20 protein-coding genes are annotated in these 24169 nt (G+C 72.3%); 7 read left to right on the plus strand and 13 right to left on the minus strand.

Going from position 1 to position 24169, the window contains the following annotated elements; translation table 11 throughout:
- Position 1: 1 nt before the first annotated feature.
- The 10 genes from H958_RS0114785 to H958_RS37445 form a co-directional block, all read right to left on the minus strand.
- A complete protein-coding gene (locus H958_RS0114785; RefSeq protein ID WP_028059241.1) occupies positions 2 to 292 on the minus strand; it encodes a putative quinol monooxygenase in 291 nt (96 codons plus the stop codon).
- On the minus strand, positions 292 to 1152 hold the full coding sequence (locus H958_RS0114790) for an amidohydrolase family protein (RefSeq protein ID WP_028059242.1): 861 nt from the start codon (positions 1150 to 1152) through the stop codon (positions 292 to 294). The genes H958_RS0114785 and H958_RS0114790 overlap by 1 nt, the downstream gene beginning before the upstream one ends.
- Entirely contained in the window at positions 1149 to 2285 is a 1137-nt protein-coding gene (locus tag H958_RS37440; protein WP_051324267.1) for a vWA domain-containing protein, read from the minus strand. Before H958_RS37440 ends, H958_RS0114790 begins: the two co-directional genes overlap by 4 nt.
- Complete coding sequence (locus H958_RS0114800; protein ID WP_028059243.1) at positions 2282 to 3139, minus strand: AAA family ATPase; 858 nt, start codon at positions 3137 to 3139, stop codon at positions 2282 to 2284. Before H958_RS0114800 ends, H958_RS37440 begins: the two co-directional genes overlap by 4 nt.
- Positions 3136 to 4137 (minus strand): xanthine dehydrogenase family protein molybdopterin-binding subunit, encoded by a 1002-nt coding sequence (locus H958_RS48705; RefSeq protein ID WP_028059244.1) that lies wholly within the window; start codon positions 4135 to 4137, stop codon positions 3136 to 3138. The genes H958_RS0114800 and H958_RS48705 overlap by 4 nt, the downstream gene beginning before the upstream one ends.
- Before the next feature lies 1 nt (position 4138).
- Positions 4139 to 5506, minus strand: a complete 1368-nt coding sequence (locus tag H958_RS48710) for a xanthine dehydrogenase family protein molybdopterin-binding subunit (RefSeq protein ID WP_028059245.1) — start codon at positions 5504 to 5506, stop codon at positions 4139 to 4141.
- Positions 5503 to 5991: a (2Fe-2S)-binding protein gene (locus H958_RS0114815; protein WP_028059246.1), complete on the minus strand. Its 489-nt coding sequence runs from the start codon at positions 5989 to 5991 to the stop codon at positions 5503 to 5505. The genes H958_RS48710 and H958_RS0114815 overlap by 4 nt, the downstream gene beginning before the upstream one ends.
- A 3-nt stretch (positions 5992 to 5994) precedes the next feature.
- Positions 5995 to 6774, minus strand: coding sequence for an FAD binding domain-containing protein (locus tag H958_RS0114820; RefSeq protein WP_028059247.1), 780 nt, complete (start codon positions 6772 to 6774; stop codon positions 5995 to 5997).
- A 25-nt stretch (positions 6775 to 6799) separates the two neighbouring features.
- A complete protein-coding gene (locus H958_RS0114825; RefSeq protein ID WP_051324270.1) occupies positions 6800 to 7516 on the minus strand; it encodes a FadR/GntR family transcriptional regulator in 717 nt (238 codons plus the stop codon).
- A 476-nt stretch (positions 7517 to 7992) separates the two neighbouring features.
- Positions 7993 to 8919 carry a cation diffusion facilitator family transporter gene (locus H958_RS37445; protein WP_051324271.1) on the minus strand — a complete coding sequence of 309 codons (927 nt, stop codon included), beginning with the start codon at positions 8917 to 8919 and terminating at the stop codon, positions 7993 to 7995.
- Positions 8920 to 8997: 78 nt separating this feature from the next.
- On the opposite strand from H958_RS37445, the gene H958_RS37450 reads away from it, so the two are divergent.
- The 5 genes from H958_RS37450 (at position 8998) to H958_RS37465 (ending at position 18238) form a co-directional block, all read left to right on the plus strand.
- A complete protein-coding gene (locus H958_RS37450; RefSeq protein ID WP_037410148.1) occupies positions 8998 to 10227 on the plus strand; it encodes a glycosyltransferase family 4 protein in 1230 nt (409 codons plus the stop codon).
- A 197-nt stretch (positions 10228 to 10424) separates the two neighbouring features.
- A complete protein-coding gene (gene gltB, locus H958_RS37455) occupies positions 10425 to 14966 on the plus strand; it encodes a glutamate synthase large subunit (RefSeq protein ID WP_037410149.1) in 4542 nt (1513 codons plus the stop codon).
- Positions 14966 to 16468: a glutamate synthase subunit beta gene (locus H958_RS37460; RefSeq protein ID WP_081685899.1), complete on the plus strand. Its 1503-nt coding sequence runs from the start codon at positions 14966 to 14968 to the stop codon at positions 16466 to 16468. Before gltB ends, H958_RS37460 begins: the two co-directional genes overlap by 1 nt.
- Positions 16469 to 16520: 52 nt before the next feature.
- Complete coding sequence (locus tag H958_RS0114850) at positions 16521 to 17972, plus strand: fibronectin type III domain-containing protein (protein ID WP_028059249.1); 1452 nt, start codon at positions 16521 to 16523, stop codon at positions 17970 to 17972.
- On the plus strand, positions 17954 to 18238 hold the full coding sequence (locus H958_RS37465) for a GlsB/YeaQ/YmgE family stress response membrane protein (protein ID WP_051324272.1): 285 nt from the start codon (positions 17954 to 17956) through the stop codon (positions 18236 to 18238). Before H958_RS0114850 ends, H958_RS37465 begins: the two co-directional genes overlap by 19 nt.
- A gap of 21 nt (positions 18239 to 18259) precedes the next feature.
- Here the strand turns inward: H958_RS37465 and H958_RS0114860 are convergent, their stop codons facing one another.
- Genes H958_RS0114860 through H958_RS0114870 form a run of 3 tightly spaced genes read right to left on the minus strand, consistent with a single transcriptional unit; the run spans position 18260 to position 21753 of the window.
- Positions 18260 to 20218 (minus strand): MDR family MFS transporter, encoded by a 1959-nt coding sequence (locus tag H958_RS0114860; protein WP_028059250.1) that lies wholly within the window; start codon positions 20216 to 20218, stop codon positions 18260 to 18262.
- 15 nt (positions 20219 to 20233) lie between these two features.
- Positions 20234 to 21376, minus strand: coding sequence for a cysteine desulfurase-like protein (locus tag H958_RS0114865; protein WP_028059251.1), 1143 nt, complete (start codon positions 21374 to 21376; stop codon positions 20234 to 20236).
- Positions 21373 to 21753: an NUDIX hydrolase gene (locus H958_RS0114870; protein ID WP_028059252.1), complete on the minus strand. Its 381-nt coding sequence runs from the start codon at positions 21751 to 21753 to the stop codon at positions 21373 to 21375. Before H958_RS0114870 ends, H958_RS0114865 begins: the two co-directional genes overlap by 4 nt.
- Before the next feature lie 26 nt (positions 21754 to 21779).
- Between H958_RS0114870 and H958_RS37470 the strand changes: the two genes are divergently transcribed.
- Both H958_RS37470 and H958_RS0114880 read left to right on the plus strand, forming a co-directional pair.
- Positions 21780 to 23081 (plus strand): flavin-containing monooxygenase, encoded by a 1302-nt coding sequence (locus H958_RS37470; protein WP_051324274.1) that lies wholly within the window; start codon positions 21780 to 21782, stop codon positions 23079 to 23081.
- Positions 23082 to 23092: 11 nt separating this feature from the next.
- Positions 23093 to 24061 (plus strand): hypothetical protein, encoded by a 969-nt coding sequence (locus H958_RS0114880; RefSeq protein ID WP_028059253.1) that lies wholly within the window; start codon positions 23093 to 23095, stop codon positions 24059 to 24061.
- The last annotated feature ends 108 nt before the right edge of the window (positions 24062 to 24169 follow it).

Here is a 24169-nt window from a genome sequence, read left to right on the forward strand (position 1 = left end):
GCTACACCAGCGGCTCGTAGAACTCGCGCTTGCGGTCCTCCAGGCGCGGGATGGCGTCGCCGAAGCCGAGGGTCTTGAAGTGCTCGGTCTCGGTGTGCGCCGTGTAGGCGGCCTCGTCCGCGTACTGCTCGAAGATGTAGAACTTCCGCGGGTCCTCGGGATCGCGGTGGGGGATGTAGACGAGGACGCCCGGCTCGGCGCGCGAGGGCTCGACGAGCGCCTTCAAGGCGGCCTCGACCGCCTCCTCCTCGCCTTGCTTGGCGATCCACGTCACGGACACGGTGTAGGCCATCAGGGTGCTCCTAGTCGGTAGATGCGGCGTGCGGTGTGGGAGAGCGCCTGCTCCGGCAGGACCGCGCGCCATGCGTCGACGAGCGTGCCGAGGTCCGTCCAGAGGCTCTCGATCGGGAAGTTGGAGCCGAACATGCAGCGGTCGGGGCCGAACAACTCGAGGCTGGTGCGCGCGACGAGCCCGATCAGCTCGGGATCGACGCGGTGGACGAACGTTCCCTGGCCGCTGAGCTTGAGCGCGAGGTTGTCCAGCGGCGCCAGGTGGGTCGCGAGCGCCTCCCGCCACGCGTCGAGGTCGCCCTCCGGCATTCCGGCGTGGATGAGCACGAACGTCACGTCGGGGTGGTCGGCGACGAGCTCGGCCGCGTCGGCGAACTGGGGCGCGAAGACCTGCAGCTCGAAGACCCAGCCGAGGTCCGCGAGGCGCGCGACGTTCCCGCGGAAGACCGGGTCGTGCATGCGGTCGGGGCCGGACGCGTAGCGGTACTGCTCGTTCTCGTGCCAGTGCAGCTGCAGGCGCGTGCCGCGCATCAGCGGGCTCGCCTCGGCCTGGGCCTCGAGCGTGCGGACCGCGTCCGGGCTGAACAGGTCGGCGGAGCCGACGATCGCGTGCGGCCAGCCGGTCTCGTCGTGCTGGGACTGGACCCAGCGGACCTCGTCGAGCGAGCGCTCGAGCGGCCAGTTGGCCTGCACGTAGACGGAGTGGCCGATGCCGGCCTGCGTCGCCTGCGCGGCGTACTCCCGCGCGAGGTAGTCGCGCCGGATCGGCTCGTACGGGCCGAAGATGCGCGGCAGCATCGGACCGTTGAGCCACGCGACGTCCGCCCGGCGCCAGATGTGGTGGTGGGCGTCGACGATCATCGCGGCATCACGGTCCGTCGCGGCCGGGCACAGATCGCGGGGATCGTGAGCACCTCCTGGTGCAGGGTCTGGAGGTCGTACGCGCCGGCCAGGTGATCCAGTTCGGGCAGGATCGCCGCCATCGCGCGGGTGACCGGCCGGTACGCGGGATCGCGCCCCAGCGGCGTCCACCAGATCAGGCGGTGGCCGAGCCGGGAGAGGCGCCGCACGGCCTGTGCCATCTCCGTCGGGTCGCCGCGCTCGAGGCCGTCCGACAGAACGACGATCACGGCGCCGCGGGCGCGGGCGAGGCTGCGGCCGTCGCCGAGCAGCTGGGTGAGCGCGGCGCCGATGCGGGTGCCGCCGTCGGCGTCCAGAACCCGCTCGGAGAGCCGCGCGAGCGCCTGGTCGACGTCGCGGTGGCGCAACTGCTTCGTCACGCGCGTGAGGTGCGTGCCGAACGTGAACGCCTCGCCGCGCGGCGCCGTGGCGAGCACGGCGTGGGCGAACCGCAGCATGTCGGGCGAGTGGGCCTTCAGCGAGCCGGAGACGTCGATCAGGAGCAGGACCGGCCGCGCGCGCGGCGGCCGCCGGCGATACGCGAGCGAACCGACCTCGCCGGCGGTGGCGCGGCGCAGCGTGCGGCGGAGGTCGAGCTGTCCGCGCTTGGACGCCTTCCTGCGGCGGGAGTCGATGGTCGGCAGCACCGACTCGAGCGCGCGGCGGAGCGCGTGCAGCATCCGGCGCTCGTCGGAGGCCGTGCGCCGGAAGGCCGGCCGGCGGCGGAGGTCGATGTGCGACGCGTCGCGTCCGCTCCCCTCGGAGAACCGCATCGCCTCCAGCTCGCCCTCGGCGGACGGCTCGGGCGCCGCGGTCTGGGAGTTGTCCTCGGGTGCGACGGCGGCGACCGGCGGCTCGCCGCCGCGGAACCACGCGTCGAAGACGGCGTCGAACGCGGCGAGGTCCTGCACGCGCGAGACGAGCGTGACGCGAGCGGTCCAGAACAGCCGCGTGATGTCGCGCGGCGTCGCGTCCGCGACCGCGCGCAGGAAGGTCATCCGCCGCGCGGGATCGACGGGCAGGCCCGCATGGCAGAGCGCGTCCACGAATCCGTGCAGGTGCGCGGCGGCCGCGCGCTCCGCCGTGCCGCTCACGTGAGCCCCAGCAGCTCGGCGTTGGCCAGCGCCGTCTCCACGTCGTCCTGCTCTTTCAGCAGCAGCCCGAGCGCGCGGCGCAGCGCGTCGGGCCACGCCGCGCCCTCCTCCGCGAGCACGTGCGCGCCCTGCGCCCACTCGATCGACTCCGCGATCCCCGGCCGCTTGAGCAGCCGCAGCCCGCGTGCGCCGGTCACGGCGTCCACCAGCGCGGACGCCGCCGCCTCGTCCAGCCCGGGCGCGCGCGCCCGTACGATCCGCCGCTCGCGATCGCGGTCCGGGAACGGGATCCAGTGGTACAGGCAGCGGCGCTTGAGCGCGTCGTGCAGCTCGCGCGTCCGGTTGGACGTCATGACCACCACCGGCGGCACGGCCGCGCCCACCGTCCCCAGCTCCGGGATCGTGATCTGGAAGTCGCTCAGGAACTCGAGCAGGAACGCCTCGAACTCGCTGTCGGCGCGATCGATCTCGTCGATCAGGAGCACGACGCCGGCCGCGGCCCGGACGGCGCGCAGCAGCGGCCGCTCGAGCAGGAACGACTCGTCGTAGAGCGCGCCGACCGCGCGGCCCTCCGCCTCCGCCGCCCGCACGTGCAGCAGCTGGCGCGGGTAGTCCCACTCGTACAGCGCCTGCGCGGCGTCGAGCCCCTCGTAGCACTGCAGCCGCACCAGCTCGCGCCCCAGCACGCGCGCGAGCACCTTCGCGACCTCGGTCTTGCCGACGCCGGGCTCTCCCTCCAGCGCTAAGGGCCGGCCGAGGACGAGCGCCAGATGGACCGCGGTGAGCAGCCCCTCGTCGGCGAAGTACCGCTCGCGCGCGAACTGCTCTCCGAGCTCCGCGACCGGATCCGTCACGAGGCCAGGGAGTCCAGTCCGCGCAGCACGCGCTCGGGGGTGAACGGCATCTGCTCCAGCCGCACGCCGCACGCGTCGTAGATCGCGTTGGCGATCGCCGGGATCGGGGCGTTGGCGGTCATCTCGCCGATGCCCTTCGCGCCGTACGGGCCGTTGGACGCGGGCCGCTCGATGATCACGCTCTCCATCGGCGGCGTGTCGGCCGGCCCGGGCATCAGGTACTCGCTGAAGTCCTTCGGGCCATGGTCGCGCGCCGGGTAGTAGGGCTCGGTCGTCTCGAACAGCGCGTGCGAGATGCCCATCCACGCGCCGCCCTCGATCTGCTGGGTCGCCATCGCGGGGTTGATCGCGCGGCCGACCTCGTAGACGTTGTACATCCGCAGCACCTCGACGACGCCGGTCTCGTCGTCGACCTCCACCTCGGCGACCGTGCACGCGTGCGCCTGGCAGGAGTCCGGGTCCATCTCGCCCGTCTCGGGCACCGGGTCGTTCTTCTCTTTGAGGAAGATGCCGCGGCCCGAGATCGTGCGCCCCTGCTTGAAGTGCGCGGCGAGCGCGAGATCCGTGATGTGGATCTTCTTCTCATCGGAGCCCTTGAGCTTGATGAAGCCGGTGCCGTCGGTCTCGAGGTCCTCGGCGTCGACCTCCAGCTCGTCGGCGGCGACCTGCAGCATCACCTCGCGCGCCTCGAGCGCGGCCATCACGACCGCGTTGCCGACGCGGTGGGTCCCGCGGCTGGCGAACGTGCCCATGCAGTGCGGGCCGGTGTCGGTGTCGGCGGTCTCGACCATCACGTTCTCGATCGGGAGCCCGAGCGCCTCGGCGGCGCACTGCATCGCGACCGTCTTGATGCCCTGGCCGAGGTCGACGCTGGAGAGCGTGATGACGAAGGTGCCGGTCGTCGTCGAGTGGATCAGCGCCTGGGAGGGGTCGCCGCCCAGGTTCATGCCGGTCGGGTAGTTGACGGAGGCGAACCCGCGTCCGCGCCGCTTGGCCATGTCAGCTCTCCCTCGGCGTCGTCGACGTCAGCGTGCGGTACTCGGCTCCCAGCTCGTGCCCGGCCAGCTCGGCCGCGCGCTGGATCACCTCGATCAGCGCCGTGCCTTCGGCGACCTTGCGGTGCGCCTTCATGTCGCCGTCCCGGTAGGCGTTCTTGAGCCGCAGCTCGAGCGGGTCGATGTCGAGCGCCCGCGCGATCCGGTCCATCTGCGACTCCAGCGCGAAGTCGGCGATCGTCACGCCGAAGCCGCGCATCGCGCTCGACGGCGTGCGGTTCGTGTAGACACAGTGGGCGTCGGCGTGCACGTTCGGGATGTTGTACGGCCCGGGCAGATGCGCCGCCGCCTTGGTCGTCCCGTACGGGCTGTGCCGCGAGTAGGCGCCGGCGTCGACGTACAGGCGGACCTGGCGCGCGACGATCCGTCCGTCGTCCATCACGCCGTCCTTGATGTAGATGCGCTCTGCCGCGCGCGGGGACGAGACCTGCATCTCCTCGTAGCGGTCGTAGACGTACTTGACCGGCTTGTTGGTCTGCATCGCCGCGATGCAGGCGATCGGCTCGACGATCACGTCGACCTTGCCGCCGAAGCCGCCGCCGACGGTGCCGCCGATCACGCGCAGCTGGTTGAACGGGGTGCCGAGGATCAGCGCCGCGTTGTCGAGCGTGAAGAAGCACGCCTGCGTGTCGGAGTGGATCTTCAGCCGCCCGTCGCCCTGGGGGACGACGATGCAGCCCGTCGTCTCGGTGGGCGCGTGCTCGATCGGCGCCGACTCGTAGCGCCACTCGAAGACGTGGTCGGCCTGCGCGAAGGCGGCCTCGACGTCGCCGAAGCGGATCCGCCGGCAGTGGTGGCCCTCGTAGACGAAGTGGTTGGTGCCGTGCGGCTTGATCGCGATCGTGCCGGGCTCGAGCGCCTCCTCGACGTCGAGCACGGCGGGGAGGTCCTCGTAGTCGGCCGTGATCGCGGCGGCGCCCTTGCGGGCCGCCTCCTCGCTGGTCGCCACGACGGCCGCGATCTGCTCGCCCTTGAACAGCACGCGGTCTTCGGGAAGGACGGGCTCGTCGTTGGGCTCGACCCCGATCAGGCGCAGGATCGTGTACCAGTTGTTCGGGACGTCGGCGTGCGTGAGCACCTTCACGACGCCCGGGACCTGGAGCGCCGCCGAGGTGCCGATGCCCTTGATCAGCGCGTGGTGGCGGTCCGAGCGGTGCATCTTCAGGTGCAGCAGGCCGGTGACCGGCGTGTCCTCGAAGAACTCGGTGCGGCCGGTCACGTGGCCGAGCGCGTCGGCGCGCGGGACGGTCCGGCCGACCACGTTGAGGTGGTTGTCGCGCTCGGCCTCGAAGTAGGAGGTGTCGATCCTCATGACGCCACCACGGCCGCGCGGCGCCTGGCGGCGTCGAGGATCGCGGTGACGATGCTCTCGTAGCCGGTGCAGCGGCAGACGTTGCCGGAGATCGCGCGGACCGCGTCCTCGCGGCTCGGGTCGGGGTTGGTGGCGAGCAGCGCCTCGGCGGCCATGATCATGCCCGAGGTGCAGAAGCCGCACTGGGTGGCGAAGTTCTCCACGAACGCGGCCTGGATCTCGTCGAGCGAGCCGTCGGGCCGCGTGACGCCTTCGAGCGTCTTGACCTCGGCGCCCTGGACGGTCTCGACCGGCACGAGGCAGCTCATCACCGCCTCGCCGTCGAGCAGGCAGGTGCAGGTCCCGCACGTGCCCTGGGCGCAGCCGCGCTTGGCGGCGGTCAGGCCGAGGTGGTCGCGCAGGGCGCCGAGCAGGGTCGTGCCCGGCGGGACCAGGAACTCTTGCGGCTCCTCGTTGACGTTCAGCTCGATGACGCGCGATCGCATCGCTCAGGCCTCCTCTCCGAGCAGCGCCCGGCGGACGTGGACGGGCAGGACGCGCTCGCGGTACCAGGCGCTCGCGTACGCGTCGGTGAAGGGCTCGGCGTCCTGGACCGCCGCCTTGGCGGCGGCCTCGACGTGCTCGCGGTCGAGCGGCTTGCCGGTCAAAAGCGCCTCGGCGGCGCGGGCGCGGACGGGGCGCGGCGCGACGCCGCCGAGCGCGATGCGCACGTCGCCGGGCTTGACGACGGCGGCGACGGTGACGATCGACGCGGAGTTCAACCGTCGCCGCATCGCCTTGGTGAAGCGCCAGTTGGCCGCGCCGGGAAGCTCGAAGGTGACGGCCGTGACCAGCTCGCCGGGCGCGATCGGCTCGCCGACCTCGATCGTGCGCTCGTTCTCGCCGGCGACGTGGACCTCGGCGTCGAGCGCGAGCAGGCAGACCGCGAGGTCGCCGTAGGGCTGCCCGACGAACAGGTTGCCGCCGACCGTCGCCATGTTGCGGATCGTGGGGGAGGCGATCGCCTCGAGCGCGCCGCGCAGGAACCCGAGCTCGGGCTCGCGGCCGAGCTGCGCGAGCGTGGTCGCCGCGCCGACGCGCGCGATCCCGTCGACGATCGCGACGCCTGCCAGCCCGGCGCGGCGCAGGCTGACGAGCGACTCCACGTCGCTCGGCTCGGTGTTCAACCGCGGCATGACGTGGGTGCCGCCCGCGATCACCAGGCCGCCCTCGCTCAGCGCGGCGAGGACCCCCGGTACGGAATCCGGCGTGTGCACGGCCAACGACACGTCTCTCTCCTCCTCGTTCGGACCCTTACGACTCGCCGGCGGGACTCCGGCGCTCCACGTTCTCCAGGTGATGCAGCATCGCGGCGGCGGCGGCCGGGGGGTCGCGCGCCTCGAGCGCGGCGACGATCGCCCGGTGGTCGTCGACCGTCTGCTCCTGCACGCCGGGAAGGCTGTTGGTCCGGCGGCGGCTGGCGACGCCCATCCCGCCGATCGACTCGATCACGCGCGAGAGGATCGAGTTCGACGCGGCCTGGGCGATCAGGCCGTGGAGCTGGAGGTCGGCGCGCATGAACGCCTCGTCGTCGCCGAGCGCCGCGGCGGAGTCGCCGACGCAGCGGTGCAGCGCCGCGAGCGTCTCCCCGTCGACCCGCTCGGCGGCCAGCGCGGCGAGGCCCGGCTCGATCACCCGGCGCGCCTCGAAGAGCGCCTTCAGCTGACCGTCGGAGAGCTTCAGGACGAGGCCGAACGGGCGCATCAGCGCATCGGGGTCGAGCGCCGTCAGGTACGTGCCGTCGCCCTGGCGCATCTCGGTCACGCCGAGCAGCGAGAGCGCCCGCAGCGCCTCGCGCAGGGAGGAGCGCGACACGCCCATCGACTGCGCCAGCTCGCGCTCCGGCGGCAGCCGGTCGCCGGGCTTGAGCCGGCGCTCGGTGATCAACCCGATCACGCGCGCGGCGATCTGATCGGGAAGCGCATCCCGCGCGAACGTGCCGAAACCGGCTGCCTCGATTGGCCGGACCATCCGGCCAATGAAGCTATCACGGAGGCCCGCTGCGGCGGGGCGGCGCGATCGCGCAGTGGCGCGGCCAGTGGCGCGCCCCAGGCGATCATCCCGGCGCCCGCGGGCAGGCGCGCCGAGACCCGCGGCCACTCCGGGGATCGGGGACTGCGCGGGTGAGGGGATGCAGGATTGTCTCGCCTGCCGGACTTGCGATCACGAGCGATCATCGCCGGAGGCGCGATCGCGCACGAACGCCCATCCGCGCGCACGGATTCCGGGGTGCCTCACGAACCTTCGAACTATTCGAAGGGTCGTAGGGCACACCCCAAACGGCATCGCCGAAAAACGATCATCCCGGCCCTCGCGAGCCACGCGGGCAAAGTGACCCGCGCCCTTTACCAGCGCAGTTCGTGGCCCCGGAAGTGCGGGCCACGCGAAGACCGCGGCACGCCGCACGCCTGCGCCCCCGCCGCGCGCCCTGACCGCCACGAAGGGCGCTATCCGGTCTGGTTCCCGACGTCGATCTGGAGCAGGTCGCCGCCCTCGTGGTCGACCTGGAGGGTCGTGTGCTCGATGTCGTAGCGGTCGTGGAGCAGCCGCTCGAGCGAGCGGCGGGCGGCGTGGCAGTCGTTGTCCTGGCCGACGCGCACGTGGGCGGAGAGCGCGACGAAGCCCGAGGTGACCTCCCAGACGTGCAGGTCGTGGACCTCGGTCACGCCCGGCTCGGCGACCATCGCGTTGCCGATCGCGTCCACGTCGACCCCGCGCGGCGCCGCCTCGAGGAAGATCCGCCCGGAGTCGCGCAGCAGCGACCAGGCGGCGCGCAGCATGACCGCCGCGACGAACAGCGAGGCGATGCCGTCGGCGCGGTCGAAGCCGGTGACGAGGATGACCAGGCCCGCGACCGCGGTCGCGATGAAGGCGACGAGGTCGGTCAGCACGTGCTGGAACGCGCCCTCGACGTTCAGCGACGTCCGGTCCGCACCATGCAGGACGGCGGTGGCGGCGAGGTTGACGACGACCCCCGCCAGGGCGACGACCAGCACGAGGCCGCCCTGCACCGAGGGCGGCTCGACCAGCCGCCGCACCCCCTCGACCACGATCAGCAGCCCGAGCACGAGCAGGGTCGCGCCGTTGAACTGGGCCGAGAGGATCTCCGAGCGCCGCAGGCCGTAGGTCATCGCGCCCTTGGCCGGCCGCCGGGAGAGCCGGATCGCGACCAGCGCCAGCGCGAGCGCGCCCGCGTCGGTGAGCATGTGCGCGGCGTCGGAGAGCAGCGCCAGCGAGGAGGCGACGATGCCGGCCGCCACCTCGACGGCCATCAGCCCCAGCAGCAGCCCCAGCGCGATCGCCAGCCGGCGCGCGCTCGCGTCCGCGGGCGCGTGCGAGTGCCCCGGCCCGTGGTGGTGATCATGACCGCTCACGGCATTGAATGATGAGACACCCGCGACGGGTATGTTCACATCCTGGCAACGATCGACCCCCACCGGCCGCGGGCCCTTATGGGCCTGTTCTTCTTCCCGCGCGGCGGCTCCGCGCACGTCGCGCGCAACCTCGCGATGGCGCTCCCGGCCGCCGGCTGGGACGTCACCGTGCTCTCCGGCTCGCGCCGCCCGCACGGCGACGCCGCGCGCTTCTACGCCGGCCTCGACGTCCGCCCGGTCGAGATGGCCGACATCTCCTACGAGGACCACCCGGGCCGCATCTTCGCGTCGCTCTGCGACGCCGAGGCCGAGGAGCTGGCGGCCGGCTGGGCGCGCGCGCTCCAGTCCGCGGGCGCCGCGGATGCCGACATCCTGCACCTGCACCATCTCACGCCCCTCAACGAGGCCGCCGGACGCGCGGCGCCGGGCGTGCCGGTGCTCGGCCACCTGCACGGGACCGAGCTGCTGATGCTCGAGGCGATCGAGCGCGACCCGCGCCGCTGGCCGTACGGCGAGGCGTGGGCCGCACGGATGCGCGGCTGGGCCGCCGCGTGCGAGCGCCTGATCCTCCCCACCCACAGCCAGATCGAGCGCGCCGAGCGCCTGCTGGGGATCGAGCCGGAGCGCTTCGCGATCGTGCCCAACGGCTTCGATCCCGAGCTCTTCTACCCGCGCGCCGTCGACCGCGCCGACGTCTGGCGGCGCAACGTGCCGGGCCCGGCGCCGGGGGACGATCCGGTGCTGCTCTACGTCGGCCGCTTCACGGAGGTCAAGCGCGTCCCGCTGCTGATCGAGGCATACGCGCGCGCCCGCACGGGATTCATCTGCCGGGCCCCGCTCGTGCTCGCCGGCGGCTTCCCGGACGAGTTCGAGGGCGAGCACCCGCTGGCGGCGATCCGCCGGCTCGGCGTCGCCGACGTCCACCTGACCGGATGGCGCGAGCACCACGAGCTGCCGGACATCTTCTGCGCGTCCGCCGCGATCGTGCTGCCGTCCGTGCGCGAGCAGTTCGGCCAGTCGCTCGTGGAGGGGATGGCGTGCGGCCTGCCCGCGATCGCCGTCGACGCCTACGGCCCGGCCGAGATCGTCACCCACGGCGAGACCGGCTGGCTGGTCGAGCCCGACGACGTCACGGGGCTCGCCAACGCGCTCGTCGAGGTCGTCAACCGGCCCACGGAGCGCCTGCGGCGCGGCGCCGCGGCCCGCGCGGACGTCACCGAGCGGTTCGCCTGGCCGGAGCTCGCGCACGGCATCGCCAACCTCTACGACGCAACATCGTTGCGTGAGGAGGCGGCTTCGACCCCCTGACCGCTGCGTTCGGCGAACGACCTCGACGGTCGGCGATTTGGGCTCCGCCCGGCCCATTGCTACCGTTTTGCTTCCCTCCCGATCTCCGTAACTTCGCACGGAGGTCGCCGGCGACGAGGCGCCGGTATGCGCCCGACCGTTGGCGCACACCGGTGACCGGAGGGCGAAATTCCCAATCCTTCCCCTCTCGCTTGCCTATGCCTGCACGCCCAAGCGGCCGGATCGGCCTCTACGACCCGTCCTACGAGCACGACGCCTGTGGCGTCGCGATGGTCGCCAAGCTCGACGGGCTGCCCAGCCATGAGACGGTGCGGCGCGCGATCGTCGCGCTCGAGAACCTCGAGCACCGGGGGGCGGCCGGCGCCGATCCCAACACGGGCGACGGCGCGGGGATGCTGCTGCAGCTTCCCGACGAGTTCCTGCGCGGGGTCCTGAGCGAGGACCTCCCGCCGCCGGGCGCCTACGGCGTCTGCGTCTGCTTCCTCCCGCGCGAGCACGAGCGCCGCGCCGAGCTCGAGCGGCTGCTCACCGACGCCGTCGAGGCCGAGGGCCAGCGCGTCGTCGGCTGGCGCGACGTGCCGGTCGACAAGGACTACGTCGGCATCACCGCCAACCTCTACGCGCCGTACGTCAAGCAGCTGGTGGTCGCGGCGTCGGACGAGCTGGCCGCCGACCAGGACGCCTTCGAGCGCAAGCTCTACGTGATCCGCCGCGTGGCCGAGATCGCCGCCGGCCCGGAGCTGGTGATCCCGTCGTTCTCCAGCCGCACGATCGTCTACAAGGGCATGCTCACCAGCCCGCAGCTGCTGGGCTACTACCCCGACCTGCAGGACCCGCGGACCAAGACGGCGATGGCGCTGGTCCACTCGCGGTTCAGCACCAACACCTTCCCGAGTTGGGAGCTCGCGCACCCGTACCGGATGATCGCCCACAACGGCGAGATCAACACCGTGCGCGGGAACATCAACTGGATGCGGGCGCGCGAGTCGCAGCTCGCGAGCGAGCTCTTCGGCGAGGACCTGCAGAAGGTCCTGCCGGTCGTGCGCCCCGGCGGCAGCGACTCCGCGACGTTCGACAACGTGCTCGAGCTGCTCGTGCTGGCCGGCCGCAGCCTCCCGCACGCGGTGATGATGATGATCCCGGAGGCCTACGAGGACCGGGACGACATCCCCGAGGACCTCAAGGGCTTCTACGCCTTCCACTCGTGCCTGATGGAGCCGTGGGACGGCCCCGCCGCGGTCGCGTTCACCGACGGCCGCGTGATCGGGGCGACGCTGGACCGCAACGGCCTGCGTCCCGGGCGCTGGCTGGAGACCACCGACGGGTGGGTCGTGCTCGGCTCGGAGACCGGCGTGATGGACGTGCCCGCCGACCAGGTCAAGCGCAAGGGCCGGCTGCAGCCCGGCAAGCTCTTCCTCGTCGACCTCGAGCGCGGCCGGATCGTCGACGACGGCGAGGTCAAGCGCGAGGTGGCGGGCGCCCGGCCGTACGGGCAGTGGTTCGAGGACGGCATCGTCCACCTCGCCGACCTCCCCGAGGCGCCCGAGCTCGACGCGCCGGTGGATCCGCTGCACCAGCGCCAGCTCGCGTTCGGCTTCACGCAGGAGGACCTGCGCGTCCTGCTCGCGCCGACCGCGGCCAACGCCGAGGAGCCGATCGGCTCGATGGGCAACGACGCCGCCCTCGCCGTCCTGTCGGACCGCCAGCCGCCGCTCTACAACTACTTCAAGCAGCTCTTCGCTCAGGTCACCAACCCGCCGATCGACCCGATCCGCGAAGCGGTCGTGATGAGCTACGGCACCGGCGTCGGCTCGGAGGGCAACCTGCTCGACGAGTCGCCCGCGCACGCGCACCAGCTCTCGATGCGCACGCCGATCCTCTTCAACCGCGAGCTGCAGAAGCTGCGGCACGTCGACTCGTCGATCTTCTCCTCGCGCACGCTGGACATCACGTGGCCGCTCGCGGACGGCCCGGCGGGGATGATCCCGGCGCTCGAGCGCGTCTGCGCGGAGGCCGACGACGCGCTCGCCGCCGGCGTCAACATCCTCATCCTGTCCGACCGCGCGGCCTGCGCCGAGCGCGTCGCCATCCCCGCGCTGCTGGCGACCGCGGGGGTGCACCACCATCTCGTGCGCGAGGGCACGCGCCTGCAGACCGGGCTCGTGCTCGAGTCCGGCGAGCCGCGCGAGGTGCACCACTTCGCGACGCTGATCAGCTACGGCGCCAGCGCGATCAACCCGTACCTGATGTTCGAGACGCTCGAGCAGCTCGTCGGAGAGGGCCGCGTCCCGGGTGTCGAGGACTTCGAGACCGCGCAGTGGAACGTCGTCAAGGGCATCGCCAAGGGCCTGCTCAAGACGATCTCCAAGATGGGCATCTCGACGATCCAGTCCTACAACGGGGCGCAGATCTTCGAGGCCGTCGGCCTCGCGCCGGAGCTGATCGACCGCTACTTCACGGGCACCGCGAGCCGCATCGGCGGCATCGGCGCCGACGTCCTCGCCGTCGAGACGCTCGAGCGCCACGCACGCGGCTTCGGCGTGCTCACCGACGAGCTCCTGCCGGTCGGCGGCGTCTACGCGTGGCGCCGCGAGGGCGAGCACCACATGTGGAACCCTGAGACGATCGCGCTGCTCCAGCACGCGGTCCGTCACGGCGGGCGCCCGACGTACGACGAGTACTCCAAGCTCATCGACGAGGATGCGGCGCGGCGCGCGACGATCCGCGGGCTGCTGAGGTTCCGCGAGCTGCCCGAGGACCAGTGGCTGCCGCTCGAGGAGATCGAGCCGGTGAGCGACGTCGTCAAGCGCTTCGCGACCGGCGCGATGTCGCTCGGCTCGCTCTCGCGCGAGGCGCACGAGACGCTGGCGATCGCGATGAACCGGATCGGCGGCAAGTCGAACACCGGCGAGGGCGGGGAGGACCCGGTCCGCTACACGCCCGACCCGAACGGCGATCTGCGCCGCTCGGCGATCAAGCAGGTCGCCTCCGGCCGCTTCGGCGTGAACATCAACTACCTCGTCAACGCCGACGAGCTGCAGATCAAGATGGCCCAGGGCGCCAAGCCCGGCGAGGGCGGCCAGCTGCCCGGTCACAAGGTCGACCGCTACATCGGCTCGATCCGGTTCACGACGCCGGGCGTGGGCCTGATCTCGCCGCCGCCGCACCACGACATCTACTCGATCGAGGACCTCAAGCAGCTGATCTACGACCTGCGCTGCGCGAACCCCCGCGCGCGGATCAGCGTGAAGCTGGTGTCCGAGGTCGGCGTGGGGACGGTCGCGGCGGGCGTGGCGAAGGCGAACGCCGACCACGTGCTGATCGCCGGCCACGACGGCGGCACCGGCGCGTCGCCGCTGAGCTCGATCCAGGCGGCGGGCGTGCCGTGGGAGATCGGCCTCGCCGAGACCCAGCAGACGCTCGTGCTCAACGACCTGCGCTCGCGCATCTGGGTGCAGACCGACGGGCAGCTCAAGACGGGTCGCGACGTCGCGATCGCCGCCCTGCTCGGCGCCGACGAGTGCGGGTTCAGCACCGCCCCGCTGATCGCGACCGGCTGCATCATGATGCGCGCCTGCCATCTGAACACGTGCCCGGTCGGCATCGCCACGCAGGATCCGGAGCTGCGCAAGCGCTTCAAGGGCATGCCCGAGCACGTCGTCAACTTCTTCTACTACGTCGCCGAGGACGTGCGCGAGATCATGCGCCGCCTGGGGATCCGGCGCTACGAGGATCTCGTCGGCCGCGTCGACCTGCTCGAGGCCGACCAGGCGATCGAGCACTGGAAGGCGAAGGGCATCGACGTCACACACGTGCTCACCGCGCCGGACGTGGACGACGAGGCGCCGCGCCGGCGCGTGCGCCCGCAGGACTCGCCGCTGCCGCAGGCGCTCGACTGGCAGCTGATCGAGCACGCCCGCGACGCGATCGACCACCGCATGCCGGTCACCGGCGACTTCCCCATCCGCAACGTCAACCGCACCGTCGGCGGGCTGCTCTCGAGCGCCGTCACGCAGGTGCACGGCGCCACCGGTCTGCCGCCGGAGACGATCCGCTACACGCTGCGCGGCTCGGCCGGCCAGTCGTTCGGCGCCTGGCTCGCGCCCGGCGTCGAGCTGACGCTGATCGGCGACGCTAACGACTACACCGGCAAGGGCCTCTCCGGCGGCGTGCTCTCCGTCCGCCCACCGGACGAGGCGGCGTACAAGGCCGAGGAGAACGTCGTGATCGGCAACACGGTGCTCTACGGGGCGACCGCGGGCCGCGCGTTCTTCCGCGGGCTCGCCGGCGAGCGCTTCGCGGTCCGCAACTCCGGCGCGAGCGCCGTCGTCGAGGGCGTCGGCGACCATGGCTGCGAGTACATGACCGGCGGCCGCGCCGTGATCCTCGGCCGCACCGGCCGCAACTTCGCGGCCGGCATGAGCGGCGGCATCGCGTACGTCCTCGACGAGGACGGAACGTTCGAGTCGCGCTGCAACATGGGCCTGGTCGGGTTCGAGGCGATCTCGGAGTCCGAGGCGATCGAGCTGTACGAGCTGATCGAGGAGCACCACCTGCGCACCCAGTCGCCGGTCGCCGCGCGCGTCCTGCGCGAGTGGGCCGAGTACCTGCCGCGCTTCAAGAAGGTCATGCCGCACGACTACAAGCGCGCGCTGCGCGAGCTGGCCGAGGCGGAAGCGGCGATCTCGACCGGCGGCGAGGGCTTCGTGTCCCAGGCCGCCGAGGAGGTCAAGTCCTGATGGGCAAGGTCGGCGGCTTCCTCGAGATCACGCGCGTCGAGCAGCCCGAGCGCGACCCGCGCGCCCGCACGCGCGACTTCAAGGAGTTCGTGGGCACGCTGCCCGTCGAGGGCCTGCGCGAGCAGGGTGCGCGCTGCATGGAGTGCGGCGTCCCGTTCTGCCACAACGGCTGCCCGCTGGGCAACCTGATCCCGGACTGGAACGACCTCGTCTACCGCGACCGCTGGCGCGAGGCGATCGACCAGCTGCACGCGACGAACAACTTCCCCGAGTTCACCGGCAAGCTGTGCCCCGCCCCGTGCGAGGCGGCGTGCGTGCTGGAGATCCGCGAGGGCGACGCGGTCGCGATCAAGCAGATCGAGGTCTCGATCATCAATCGCGCGTGGGACGAGGGCTGGGTCGTGCCGAAGCCCCCCGAGGTCGAGACCGGGATGACCGTCGCCGTCGTCGGCTCCGGTCCCGCGGGCCTGGCCGCGGCGCAGCAGCTGCGCCGCGCGGGCCACGCGGTCACGGTGTACGAGCGCGACGAGGCCGGCGGCGGGCTGGTGCGCTTCGGCGTGCCGCACTTCAAGATCGAGAAGTGGGTCGTCGAGCGGCGGCTGGACCAGCTACGCGCCGAGGGCGTCGAGTTCAGGTACGGCGTCGACGTGGGCGTCGACATCTCGGCGCAGGAGCTGCGCGAGCAGCACGACGCCGTGGTCATCGCCACCGGCTCGCGCGTCCCGCGCGACCTGCCCGTGCCCGGCCGCGAGCTTGACGGCGTGCACTACGCGATGGACTACCTCTACGACCGTGCGCGCGTCCTCGAGGGCACCCCGCCCGAGCACCCGATCAGCGCGGCCGGCAAGCACGTGCTGGTGATCGGCGGGGGCGACACCGGCGCCGACTGCGTGGGCCACGCGCACCGCGAGGGCGCCGCGTCGGTCACGCAGATCGAGCTGCTCGGCGAGCCGCCCGCGCGCCGCCCGGACGACCTCACGCCGTGGCCGCGCTGGCCCGTGAAGCTGCGGACGTCGTACGCGCTCAAGGAGGGCGGCGAGCGCGACTTCGCGATCTCCACGACTCGACTCTCGTCAAATGGCGGCGGCAAGGTCGAGCAGGTGCACTGGGTCCAGAACTCCGGCAAGCCGCCGTTCGACGCGATCCCCGGCACCGAGGAGACGCGCCCCGTCGACCTGGTGCTGCTCGCGATGGGCTTCCTGCATCCGGAGCAGCCGCTGCTCGAGGGCCTCGGCGTCGACAAGGACCAGCGCGGGAACGTCAAGGCGGGCGCGTACTCGACGTCGGTCGAGGGCGTGTTCGCGGCCGGCGACGCGCGCCGCGGCCAGTCGCTGATCGTCTGGGCGATCAACGAGGGGCGCCAGTGCGCGCGCGTCACGGACCGCTACCTGCGCCACGTCGTCGCACGCGACCCGCGCGACGAGGAGTCGGCCGGCACGTCGGAGCGCTTCGGCTCCTCCGACCTCGGCGCCGATCCCCCGCGGACGGCCAGTAACGCGTGAGGATCCCCGCCTGGCCGGTAGGCTTGGGCGGGGTCCGAACGGAGGGGTTGGGATGCGGTACTGGAGGGTCGCGGCCGCGACGGCCGTGCTGATGCTCGCCGGCGCGGGGAGCGCTCACGCGACGACGCGCTACGTCAGCCCGGACGGGGGCGACACCGACTGCACGCACGACGAGCCGTGCGCGCTCGGCGTGGCGCCGCACAGGGTCGTCGACGGCGATGTCGTGCAGGTCGCCGGCGGCACCTACACGACCGGCGAGGTCGCGTTCGATCAGCGCGTCGCGGTTGAGGGCATCCGCGGCGCGCGCCCGCTGATCAACGCCGCGCTGAAGCTGCTCGCGCCCGGCTCCTCGCTGCGCGACGTGACGATCCGGGGACACGGCGACGTGGCGCTCACCGTCGTCGGGTCGTCGGTCGAGCGCGTCGACGCGACGCATGACGAGGGGACCGACACCGTCTGCGAGTTCGACGGCGACACGACCGTCAGCGACACGTCGTGTACCGCGGCGGGTGCGACCGCGATCGCGCTCGACGAGTGGACGTCGCCGCTCGACGCCGCCGATGGCCATATCGTCCTGCGCAACGTGACCGCGATCTCCGCCGGCCCCGCGGTGAGCGCGTACACCTGGGGCAGGACGACGGTGGCGACGATCAGCGGCAGCATCCTCGCCGGCGACGTCGAGGGACGCGACGCGGTGCTGAGCGCCGATCACTCCGCGACGTCGCTGCTCGGCCTCGGCAACGTCAGCGCCGCCACCGTCGTGCTGCTCGGAAACCGCCCGGCGGCCGGCTCGCCGACGATCGACGCCGGCACCGGTGGAACCGAGTACGACCTCGCTGGCAACGCGCGCTCGCTCGGCCTCGGGCCGGACATGGGCGCGTACGAGTGGGTCCCCGCGGCGCCCGCGGTCCTGACCGGCGAGGCGACCGCGATCTCGTCCGGGGGCGCCGCCATCGGCGGCAGCGTCGATGCGCGCGGCGACGCGGCGTCGTTCCGCGTCGACCTCGGTACGGCCGGCTACACCACTTCCGTCGACGGCGGCGCGGCGGGCGCGGGCACGCTCCCGCGCGACGTGCAGCTGATGCTGACCGGCCTCACGCCCGCCACGACGTACCACTACCGCGTCGCCGCGGCCAACGGCTACGGGACCGGCGCCGGAGAGGACCGCACGTTCACGACCGCGGCGCTGCCGGCGGCGCCGGCGCCGATGCCCGCGGCGAAGCCGAAGGTCTCCGTCGCGCTGCCGTCGAGCAAGCGGTGCAAGGCGAGCCGCTCGACCTCGGTGCGCGTGAGGATCGCCAAGGGCGGCACGATCACCGCGGTCGAGGTCTACGTGAACCGGCGGCGCAAGCTCAAGGTGACCAAGGCGAAGGCGCTGGCGAAGGCGATCGAGGTGACACGGCTCCCCTCCGGGCGGTATACGCTTGAGGTCCGCGTCAAGACGAAGGACGGGCGCACCGTGAAGTCATCGGGGAAGTACCGCACATGCTCATCGTCTCGCTGATCGTCGCGGCGATCGTCGGCCTCTTCACCGGCGCGCTGGCGCGGCTCGCACTCCCCGGCAAGGACCCGCTGACCCTGTTCCAGACGATGCTCGTCGGCATCGCCGGCTCCGTGATCGCGACCCTGATCGTCTACCTGGCGACCGGCGGCAAGTACGGCGCGGGCTGGTTCGCCGGCTTCGTCGTCTCCGTGATCATCGTCTACCTCATCCGCAGGCGCCGCGGAGGCGGGCTGACCGATCCGGGCACGCCGCCGGCGAGTCATTGATGCTCTCGGGGCGCGACCCGCTCAGGGCCGCTCGCCGACCAGCTCCCGCGACAGCGCCTGGAGCAGCCGCGACACCTCCGGCCGCCGCTCGGCGTCCCGGTCGTCCAGCAGCTCCGAGAGCGCCTCGCGCCGCGCGCTGAAGAGCTGGTCGGCGTAGGCCGTCCCGCGCGCGGTGATCCCGCCGTCGTCCACGAGCCCGTCGGCGCGCAGCTCGCCGTCGACCTGGCGTATGCGCTCCTCGCTCACGCCGAGCCGGCGGGCCTCCGCCCGCGCGCCGTCGACGCCGCGGCGGTTCAGCTGCACGAGCGCCCAGACGCCGCCGGGGCTGACGTCGAGCCGCGCGCGATCCGCGACCCCGGCACGGAAGCGTCGCCGCTGCTCGAGCGTCGTCGCCATCGACAGCGCCTTCTCGATCTCCGCCAGCGAATCGGGGGCCTTCGGCGCGGCGAGGCTGTCGTCGAGCCCCGTGCTCGTCGCCGCCGTCGCCCTCAGCGGCTTCTCGGGCAGCAGCCAGGCCAGCAGGAAGCCGAGCGCCGCGACGCACGCCGCGACCAGGAACACCGGCGTCAGCGCGTGTACATAGGCCTGCTCGTACGCGAGCCGCGCCGGCGCCGGAAGCTGCTCGACCTGCGCGCCGGTCAGCCGCCCGCCGCCGGAGACGATCTGCCGCAGCGCCGGGGGCAGATCGCCGCCGGTCAGCCGGGCCGTCAGGCGGTTGGTGAAGATCGACCCGAACACGGCGGTGCCGAGCGAGCCGCCGATCCCGCGCATCAGCGTCACGCCTGACGTCGCCGCGCCGAGCACCGCGTAGGGGACCGCGTTCTGGACGGCGAGGATCAGCACCTGCATGACCATCCCGAGGCCCAGTCCGAGCACGAGCAGGTACAGCGACGCCTCCAGCGTGCTCGTCCCGACGCCGAGCCGCGAGAGCAGCACCAGCCCGATCGCCATCACCGCCGTGCCCCCGATCGGGAACATCTTGTAGCGCCCGAGCCGCGAGATCGCCTGGCCCGAGCCGATCGAGGTCACGAGCACCCCGAGCATCATGGGCAGCAGCCGCAGCCCCGAGCCGGTCGGCGACGCCGCGTCGACGGTCTGGAAGTACAGCGGCAGGAACGTCACGGCGCCGAAGAGCGCGAAGCCGACAATCAGCGACAGCGCGCCCGCGACCGCGAACACGCGCTCGCGCCAGAGCGCCGGCGGCAGCACCGGCTCGGACGCGCGCGTCTCGACGAACGTGAACGCGAGCAGGCAGCCGACGCCGATCGCCGCCGTGAGGACGACGTCGGCGGAGCCCCACGCCCACGTCGTCCCGCCGAGGCTCGTGACGAGCACGATCCCCGCCAGCCCCGCCGCCAGCAGGCCGGCGCCGAGATAGTCGATCGCCGGCTTCGCGCGCGCTGCCGCGGCGGGCAGCGTGATCGCCAGCACGACCAGCGCGACGAGCCCGATCGGCAGGTTGACGTAGAAGACCCAGCGCCACGAAGTGTGCTCGACGATCAGGCCGCCGAGCAGCGGCCCGGCGACGCTGGCGAGACCGAAGACGCCGCCGAAGATCCCCTGGTACTTGCCGCGCTCGCGCGGCGGGACGATGTCGCCGACGGTGGCCTGCGTGAGCACGATCAGACCGCCCGCGCCGAGCCCCTGGACCGCGCGGAACGCGATCAGCGCCGTCATGCTCTGGGCCAGCCCGCAGAGCGCCGACCCGGCGAGGAACACCACGATCGCGATCTGCAGCACGCGCTTGCGCCCGTACAGGTCGCCGAGCTTGCCGTACAGCGGCGTCACCGCGGTCTGCGCCAGCAGATAGGCGCTCGTGATCCACGAGATGTGCTCGAGCCCGCCGAGCTCGCCGACGATCGTCGGCAGCGCCGTCGCGACGATCGTCCCGTCCAGCGCCGCGAGCAGCATCACCAGCACGAGGCCGGTGAAGACCACGCCCACGCGCGCTGATTGGGGTGGAGCGGCCTGCGCGCTCACCCCATGAACGTACCCCTATCCGAGCTCGGCCACCGCCGCCAGCAGGCGCTCGGCGTCCGCGGCATCGTTGTAGTGCAGGAAGCCCGCCCGCACGGCGCCGTGCGGAGCGAGCCCCAGGTGGCGCTCGAGCTCCCAGGCGTAGTAGTTGCCGTCCCAGACCGCGATCTCGCGCTCGGCGAGCGCGCGCGCCGTCTCGGCCGAGCTGCGGCCGGCGACGTTGAACATCAGCGTCGGCGCGCGGTCGGCAGCGGCGCCATAGAGGGTCACGTGGTCCATCGAGCCGAGGCCGTCGAGCGCGGCGGCGAGGAGCGCGTCCTCGTGCGCGCGCACGGCCTCGAGGTCGAGCTCGAGCATGTACCCGGCCGCCGCGCGCACGCCCGCCAGCGCCTCGAACGGCAGCGTACCGAGCTCCCAGCGGTCGGGCGCCTCGTCGGGCGACGGGTTGAGCTTGTCCGGGCGGTACTCGGAGAGGATCTCCGGCCGCGCGCACAGCACGCCGATGTGCGGGCCGAACCACTTGTAGGCCGAGCAGCCCAGCACGTCGATGTCCAGCGCCGCGACGTCGTGCCGGCGGTGCGGCGTCGCGTGGACCGCGTCGACATAGACGCGGGCGCCGACGCGGTGGGCGGCGGCGACGATCCCGGGGAGGTCCGGGACGGTGCCGATCGCGTTCGACGCGGCGGTCACCGCGACCCAGCGGGTGCGCTCGCTCAGCACCGCCTCGACCGCCGAGGCCGGCAGCTCCAGCGTGTCGGGCTCGGGCTCGGCGAAGCGCACCTTGACGCCGGCGCGCTCGGCGGCGATCACCCACGGGCGCACGTTGGAGTCGTGGTCCAGCCGCGTGCAGACGATCTCGTCGCCCGGCTTGAGCTCGCGCGCGACGGTGGCCGCGAAGCGCATCGTCAGCGCCGTGAAGCTGGGGCCGAACGCGATGCCCGCGGGCTCGCCGCCGAGCAGCGCCGCACACGCGGCGCGGGTGCCCTCGACCAGCTCGTCGGTCTCGTGCGCCGCCTTGAAGACGCCGCCGTGGTTGGCGGAGCCGCTGGAGCGCATCCAGCCCGCCATCGCCTCGATCGCGCTGTCGACGACCTGGCTGCCGGCGGGGCCGTCGAGGCGGGCCCAGCCGTCGTGCAGCGCGGGGAAGCGATCGCGGTTCATACAGCCTCCTGTGCCAGTTCTGCGTCTCGGGGATAGGTGAGCAGCGCCGCCGCCTCGGCGGGCGTGAGCCAGCGCAGCTCGTCGACCTCGTCGTTGGGCTCGAACTCGCCGCCGACGACGTCCATCAGCCAGTAGCGGACGAGCTTGGAGCGGCCCTTGCGGTCGTGGTAGGACGTCGAGGACAGCTCCTCGCCGAGCTCGCATTCGAGGCCGGTCTCCTCGCGGACCTCGCGCAGGGCGGCCTCCGCCCACGTCTCGCCCGGGTCGAGCTTGCCCTTGGGCAGCGACCAGTCGTCGTAGCGCGGGCGGTGCACGACCGCGATGCGGCCTTCGCGACGCACCACGCCGCCCGCCGCCCTGACCTCCGGCTCGTCCATAGGCGCGCAAGGGTAACGTCGCGCCCGTGAAGGCATGCGTGATCGGCGCCGGCTCCTCCGGCATCGCCGCCGCCAAGGCGCTGCACCAGCGCGGCATCCCGTTCGACTGCTTCGAGAAGTCCGACCGCGTCGGCGGCAACTGGGTCTTCAAGAACGCCAACGGGATGTCCTCGGCCTACCGCTCGCTGCACATCAACACCTCGCGCGAGCGGATGGCGTACTCGGACTTCCCGATGCCGGAGTCGTATCCGCGCTTCCCGCATCACACGCACATCGCGGCGTACTTCGACGCCTACGTCGATCACTTCGGGCTCCGGTCGAAGATCACGTTCCGGACGGCCGTGGAGCACGCCGCGCCCGAGCGCGGCGGCTGGCGCGTGCAGCTGGACACGGGCGAGGAGCGGCGTTACGACGCGCTGCTGGTCGCCAACGGCCACCACTGGGACCCGCGCTGGCCCGAGCCGGCGTTCGCGGGCACCGACGAGTTCGCCGGCGTGCAGATGCACTCGCACCACTACACCGGCGAGGACGGGGCCTTCTTCCGCGACAAGCGCGTCGTGGTGCTCGGCATGGGCAACTCGGCGATGGACATCGCCGTCGAGGCGTCGTTCTCGGCGGCGCGCGTGTTCCTCGCCGCGCGGCGCGGCGCGTACGTGCTGCCGAAGTACGTCTTCGGGCGCCCGCTCGACCAGATCGCGACAACGCCGAAGGTCCCGTTCAAGCTGCGTCAGAAGGTCGCGGCGGGACTCCTGCGCGCGTCGGTCGGCGACATGGAGCGCTACGGGCTGCCCAAGCCCGACCACGCGATCCTCGAGGCGCACCCCACGGTCTCCGACGACGTCCTCTCGCGCATCGCGCACGGCGAGATCACGCCCAAGCCGAACATCGCGCGGCTGACCGAGCGGACCGTCGCGTTCGCTGACGGCAGCGAGGAGCAGGCCGACATCGTCGTCTACTGCACCGGCTACCGGGTCACCTTCCCGTTCTTCGACCCCGGCTTCGTATCCGCGCCGGACAACGACCTGCCGCTGTTCCGGCGCGTCTTCCACCCGGACGTCGACCGCCTGTACTTCATCGCGCTGCTGCAGCCGCTGGGCGCGACGATGCCGATCGCCGAGGCGCAGTCGGAGTGGGTGTGCGACCACCTGACGGGGCGCTACGCACTCCCGCCGCGCGCTGAGATGCTGGCCGGCATCGAGCGCGAGCGGGCCGCCATGCGGCGCCGCTACGTCGCGTCCAAGCGCCACACGATGCAGGTCGACTACGACGACTATCTGTTCGACCTGCGGCGTGAACGGCGGCGCGGGCTTCGCCGGACCGGCCGCTAGCCTGCCGCGGCATGCGTTCCCGCCTGGTCCTGTTGTGCGCGTGCCTGCTCGCGCTCGCCATCCCCGCGAAGGCCTCCGCCGCTGCGATCGTCGGCATCTCCGAGAACCAGCCGACGGTGTTCTCCGATCCCCTGTTCACGTCGCTCGGCGCCAAGCACGCGCGCATCGTCGTCGCGTGGGACGTCGTCAAGGTGGGCGGGTTCGACCTCACGCGCGTGACCCAGTACCTGCAAGCCGCGCAGGCGACGGGCGTCGAGCCGCTCGTCGCGTTCGAGCACTCGCGCGGCGACGCCTCGCGCTGCAACCAGAAGCGCTATCAGAAGACGAAGGTCTGCAAGCTGCCGACGGCCTCCCAGTACCAGTCGGCGATCAAGGCGTTCCTCGCGCGCTTCCCGAGCGTGAACGTGATCGCGCCGTGGAACGAGGCCAATCACTTCACGCAGCCGACGTCGCGCAACCCGAAGGCCGCGGCGAAGTTCACCGACATCGTCAAGAGCGCGTGCCCGCGCTGCACGCTCGTGGTCGCCGACATGCTCGACCAGGCGGACAACCCGTCCGCCTCCAGGCCGACGTTCACGGCGACGGCGAAGTACATCAAGGAGTTCCGCAAGGCGCTCAAGACCAAGCGGACGGTCTGCGGCATCCACAACTACTCCGACGTCAATCGCTTCCGCACGACCGGGACGAAGGCGCTCGAGAAGGCGCTCGGCTGCTCGCAGTACTGGCTGACCGAGACCGGGGGCCTGTACAAGTTCGGCTCGTTCTGGTCCAAGAAGACCTACAAGGGCTGCAAGTCGGCGTCCTCGTGCCAGGTCAAGGCGACCAAGTACCTGTTCAGCACGGCCGCCAAGGACAAGAAGATCAAGCGCATCTACGTCTACACGTGGTTCGGCGCCGTCACGCCGCGCTTCGACGCCGGCCTGGTCGCCCACGGCGTCCGGCGGGCGGCGTATGACGAAGTCGCCAAGCACGTGGAGTGAAATCAGCGCTGATCTCGTGGCTCGCGCGGTGCGGCGTCGAGTAGCCTCGCCGCATCCCACTGGTCAAGGGACATAGGCGCGCGCTGGCAGGGCTGGCGTTGCTGGCCC

The sequence above is a fragment of the Candidatus Solirubrobacter pratensis genome, assembly GCF_000425945.1.
GTDB lineage: Bacteria > Actinomycetota > Thermoleophilia > Solirubrobacterales > Solirubrobacteraceae > Solirubrobacter > Solirubrobacter pratensis.

Coding starts and splice junctions, on each gene's coding strand:
- H958_RS0114785 (WP_028059241.1), bottom strand. CDS start 292: ATGGCCTACACCGTGTCCGTGACGTGGATCGCCAAGCAAGGCGAGGAG.
- H958_RS0114790 (WP_028059242.1), bottom strand. CDS start 1,152: ATGATCGTCGACGCCCACCACCACATCTGGCGCCGGGCGGACGTCGCG.
- H958_RS48705 (WP_028059244.1), bottom strand. CDS start 4,137: ATGGCCAAGCGGCGCGGACGCGGGTTCGCCTCCGTCAACTACCCGACC.
- H958_RS48710 (WP_028059245.1), bottom strand. CDS start 5,506: ATGAGGATCGACACCTCCTACTTCGAGGCCGAGCGCGACAACCACCTC.
- H958_RS0114815 (WP_028059246.1), bottom strand. CDS start 5,991: ATGCGATCGCGCGTCATCGAGCTGAACGTCAACGAGGAGCCGCAAGAG.
- H958_RS0114825 (WP_051324270.1), bottom strand. CDS start 7,516: ATGGTCCGGCCAATCGAGGCAGCCGGTTTCGGCACGTTCGCGCGGGAT.
- H958_RS37450 (WP_037410148.1), top strand. CDS start 8,998: ATGGGCCTGTTCTTCTTCCCGCGCGGCGGCTCCGCGCACGTCGCGCGC.
- gltB (WP_037410149.1), top strand. CDS start 10,425: ATGCCTGCACGCCCAAGCGGCCGGATCGGCCTCTACGACCCGTCCTAC.
- H958_RS37460 (WP_081685899.1), top strand. CDS start 14,966: ATGGGCAAGGTCGGCGGCTTCCTCGAGATCACGCGCGTCGAGCAGCCC.
- H958_RS0114850 (WP_028059249.1), top strand. CDS start 16,521: ATGCGGTACTGGAGGGTCGCGGCCGCGACGGCCGTGCTGATGCTCGCC.
- H958_RS37465 (WP_051324272.1), top strand. CDS start 17,954: ATGCTCATCGTCTCGCTGATCGTCGCGGCGATCGTCGGCCTCTTCACC.
- H958_RS0114865 (WP_028059251.1), bottom strand. CDS start 21,376: ATGAACCGCGATCGCTTCCCCGCGCTGCACGACGGCTGGGCCCGCCTC.
- H958_RS0114870 (WP_028059252.1), bottom strand. CDS start 21,753: ATGGACGAGCCGGAGGTCAGGGCGGCGGGCGGCGTGGTGCGTCGCGAA.
- H958_RS0114880 (WP_028059253.1), top strand. CDS start 23,093: ATGCGTTCCCGCCTGGTCCTGTTGTGCGCGTGCCTGCTCGCGCTCGCC.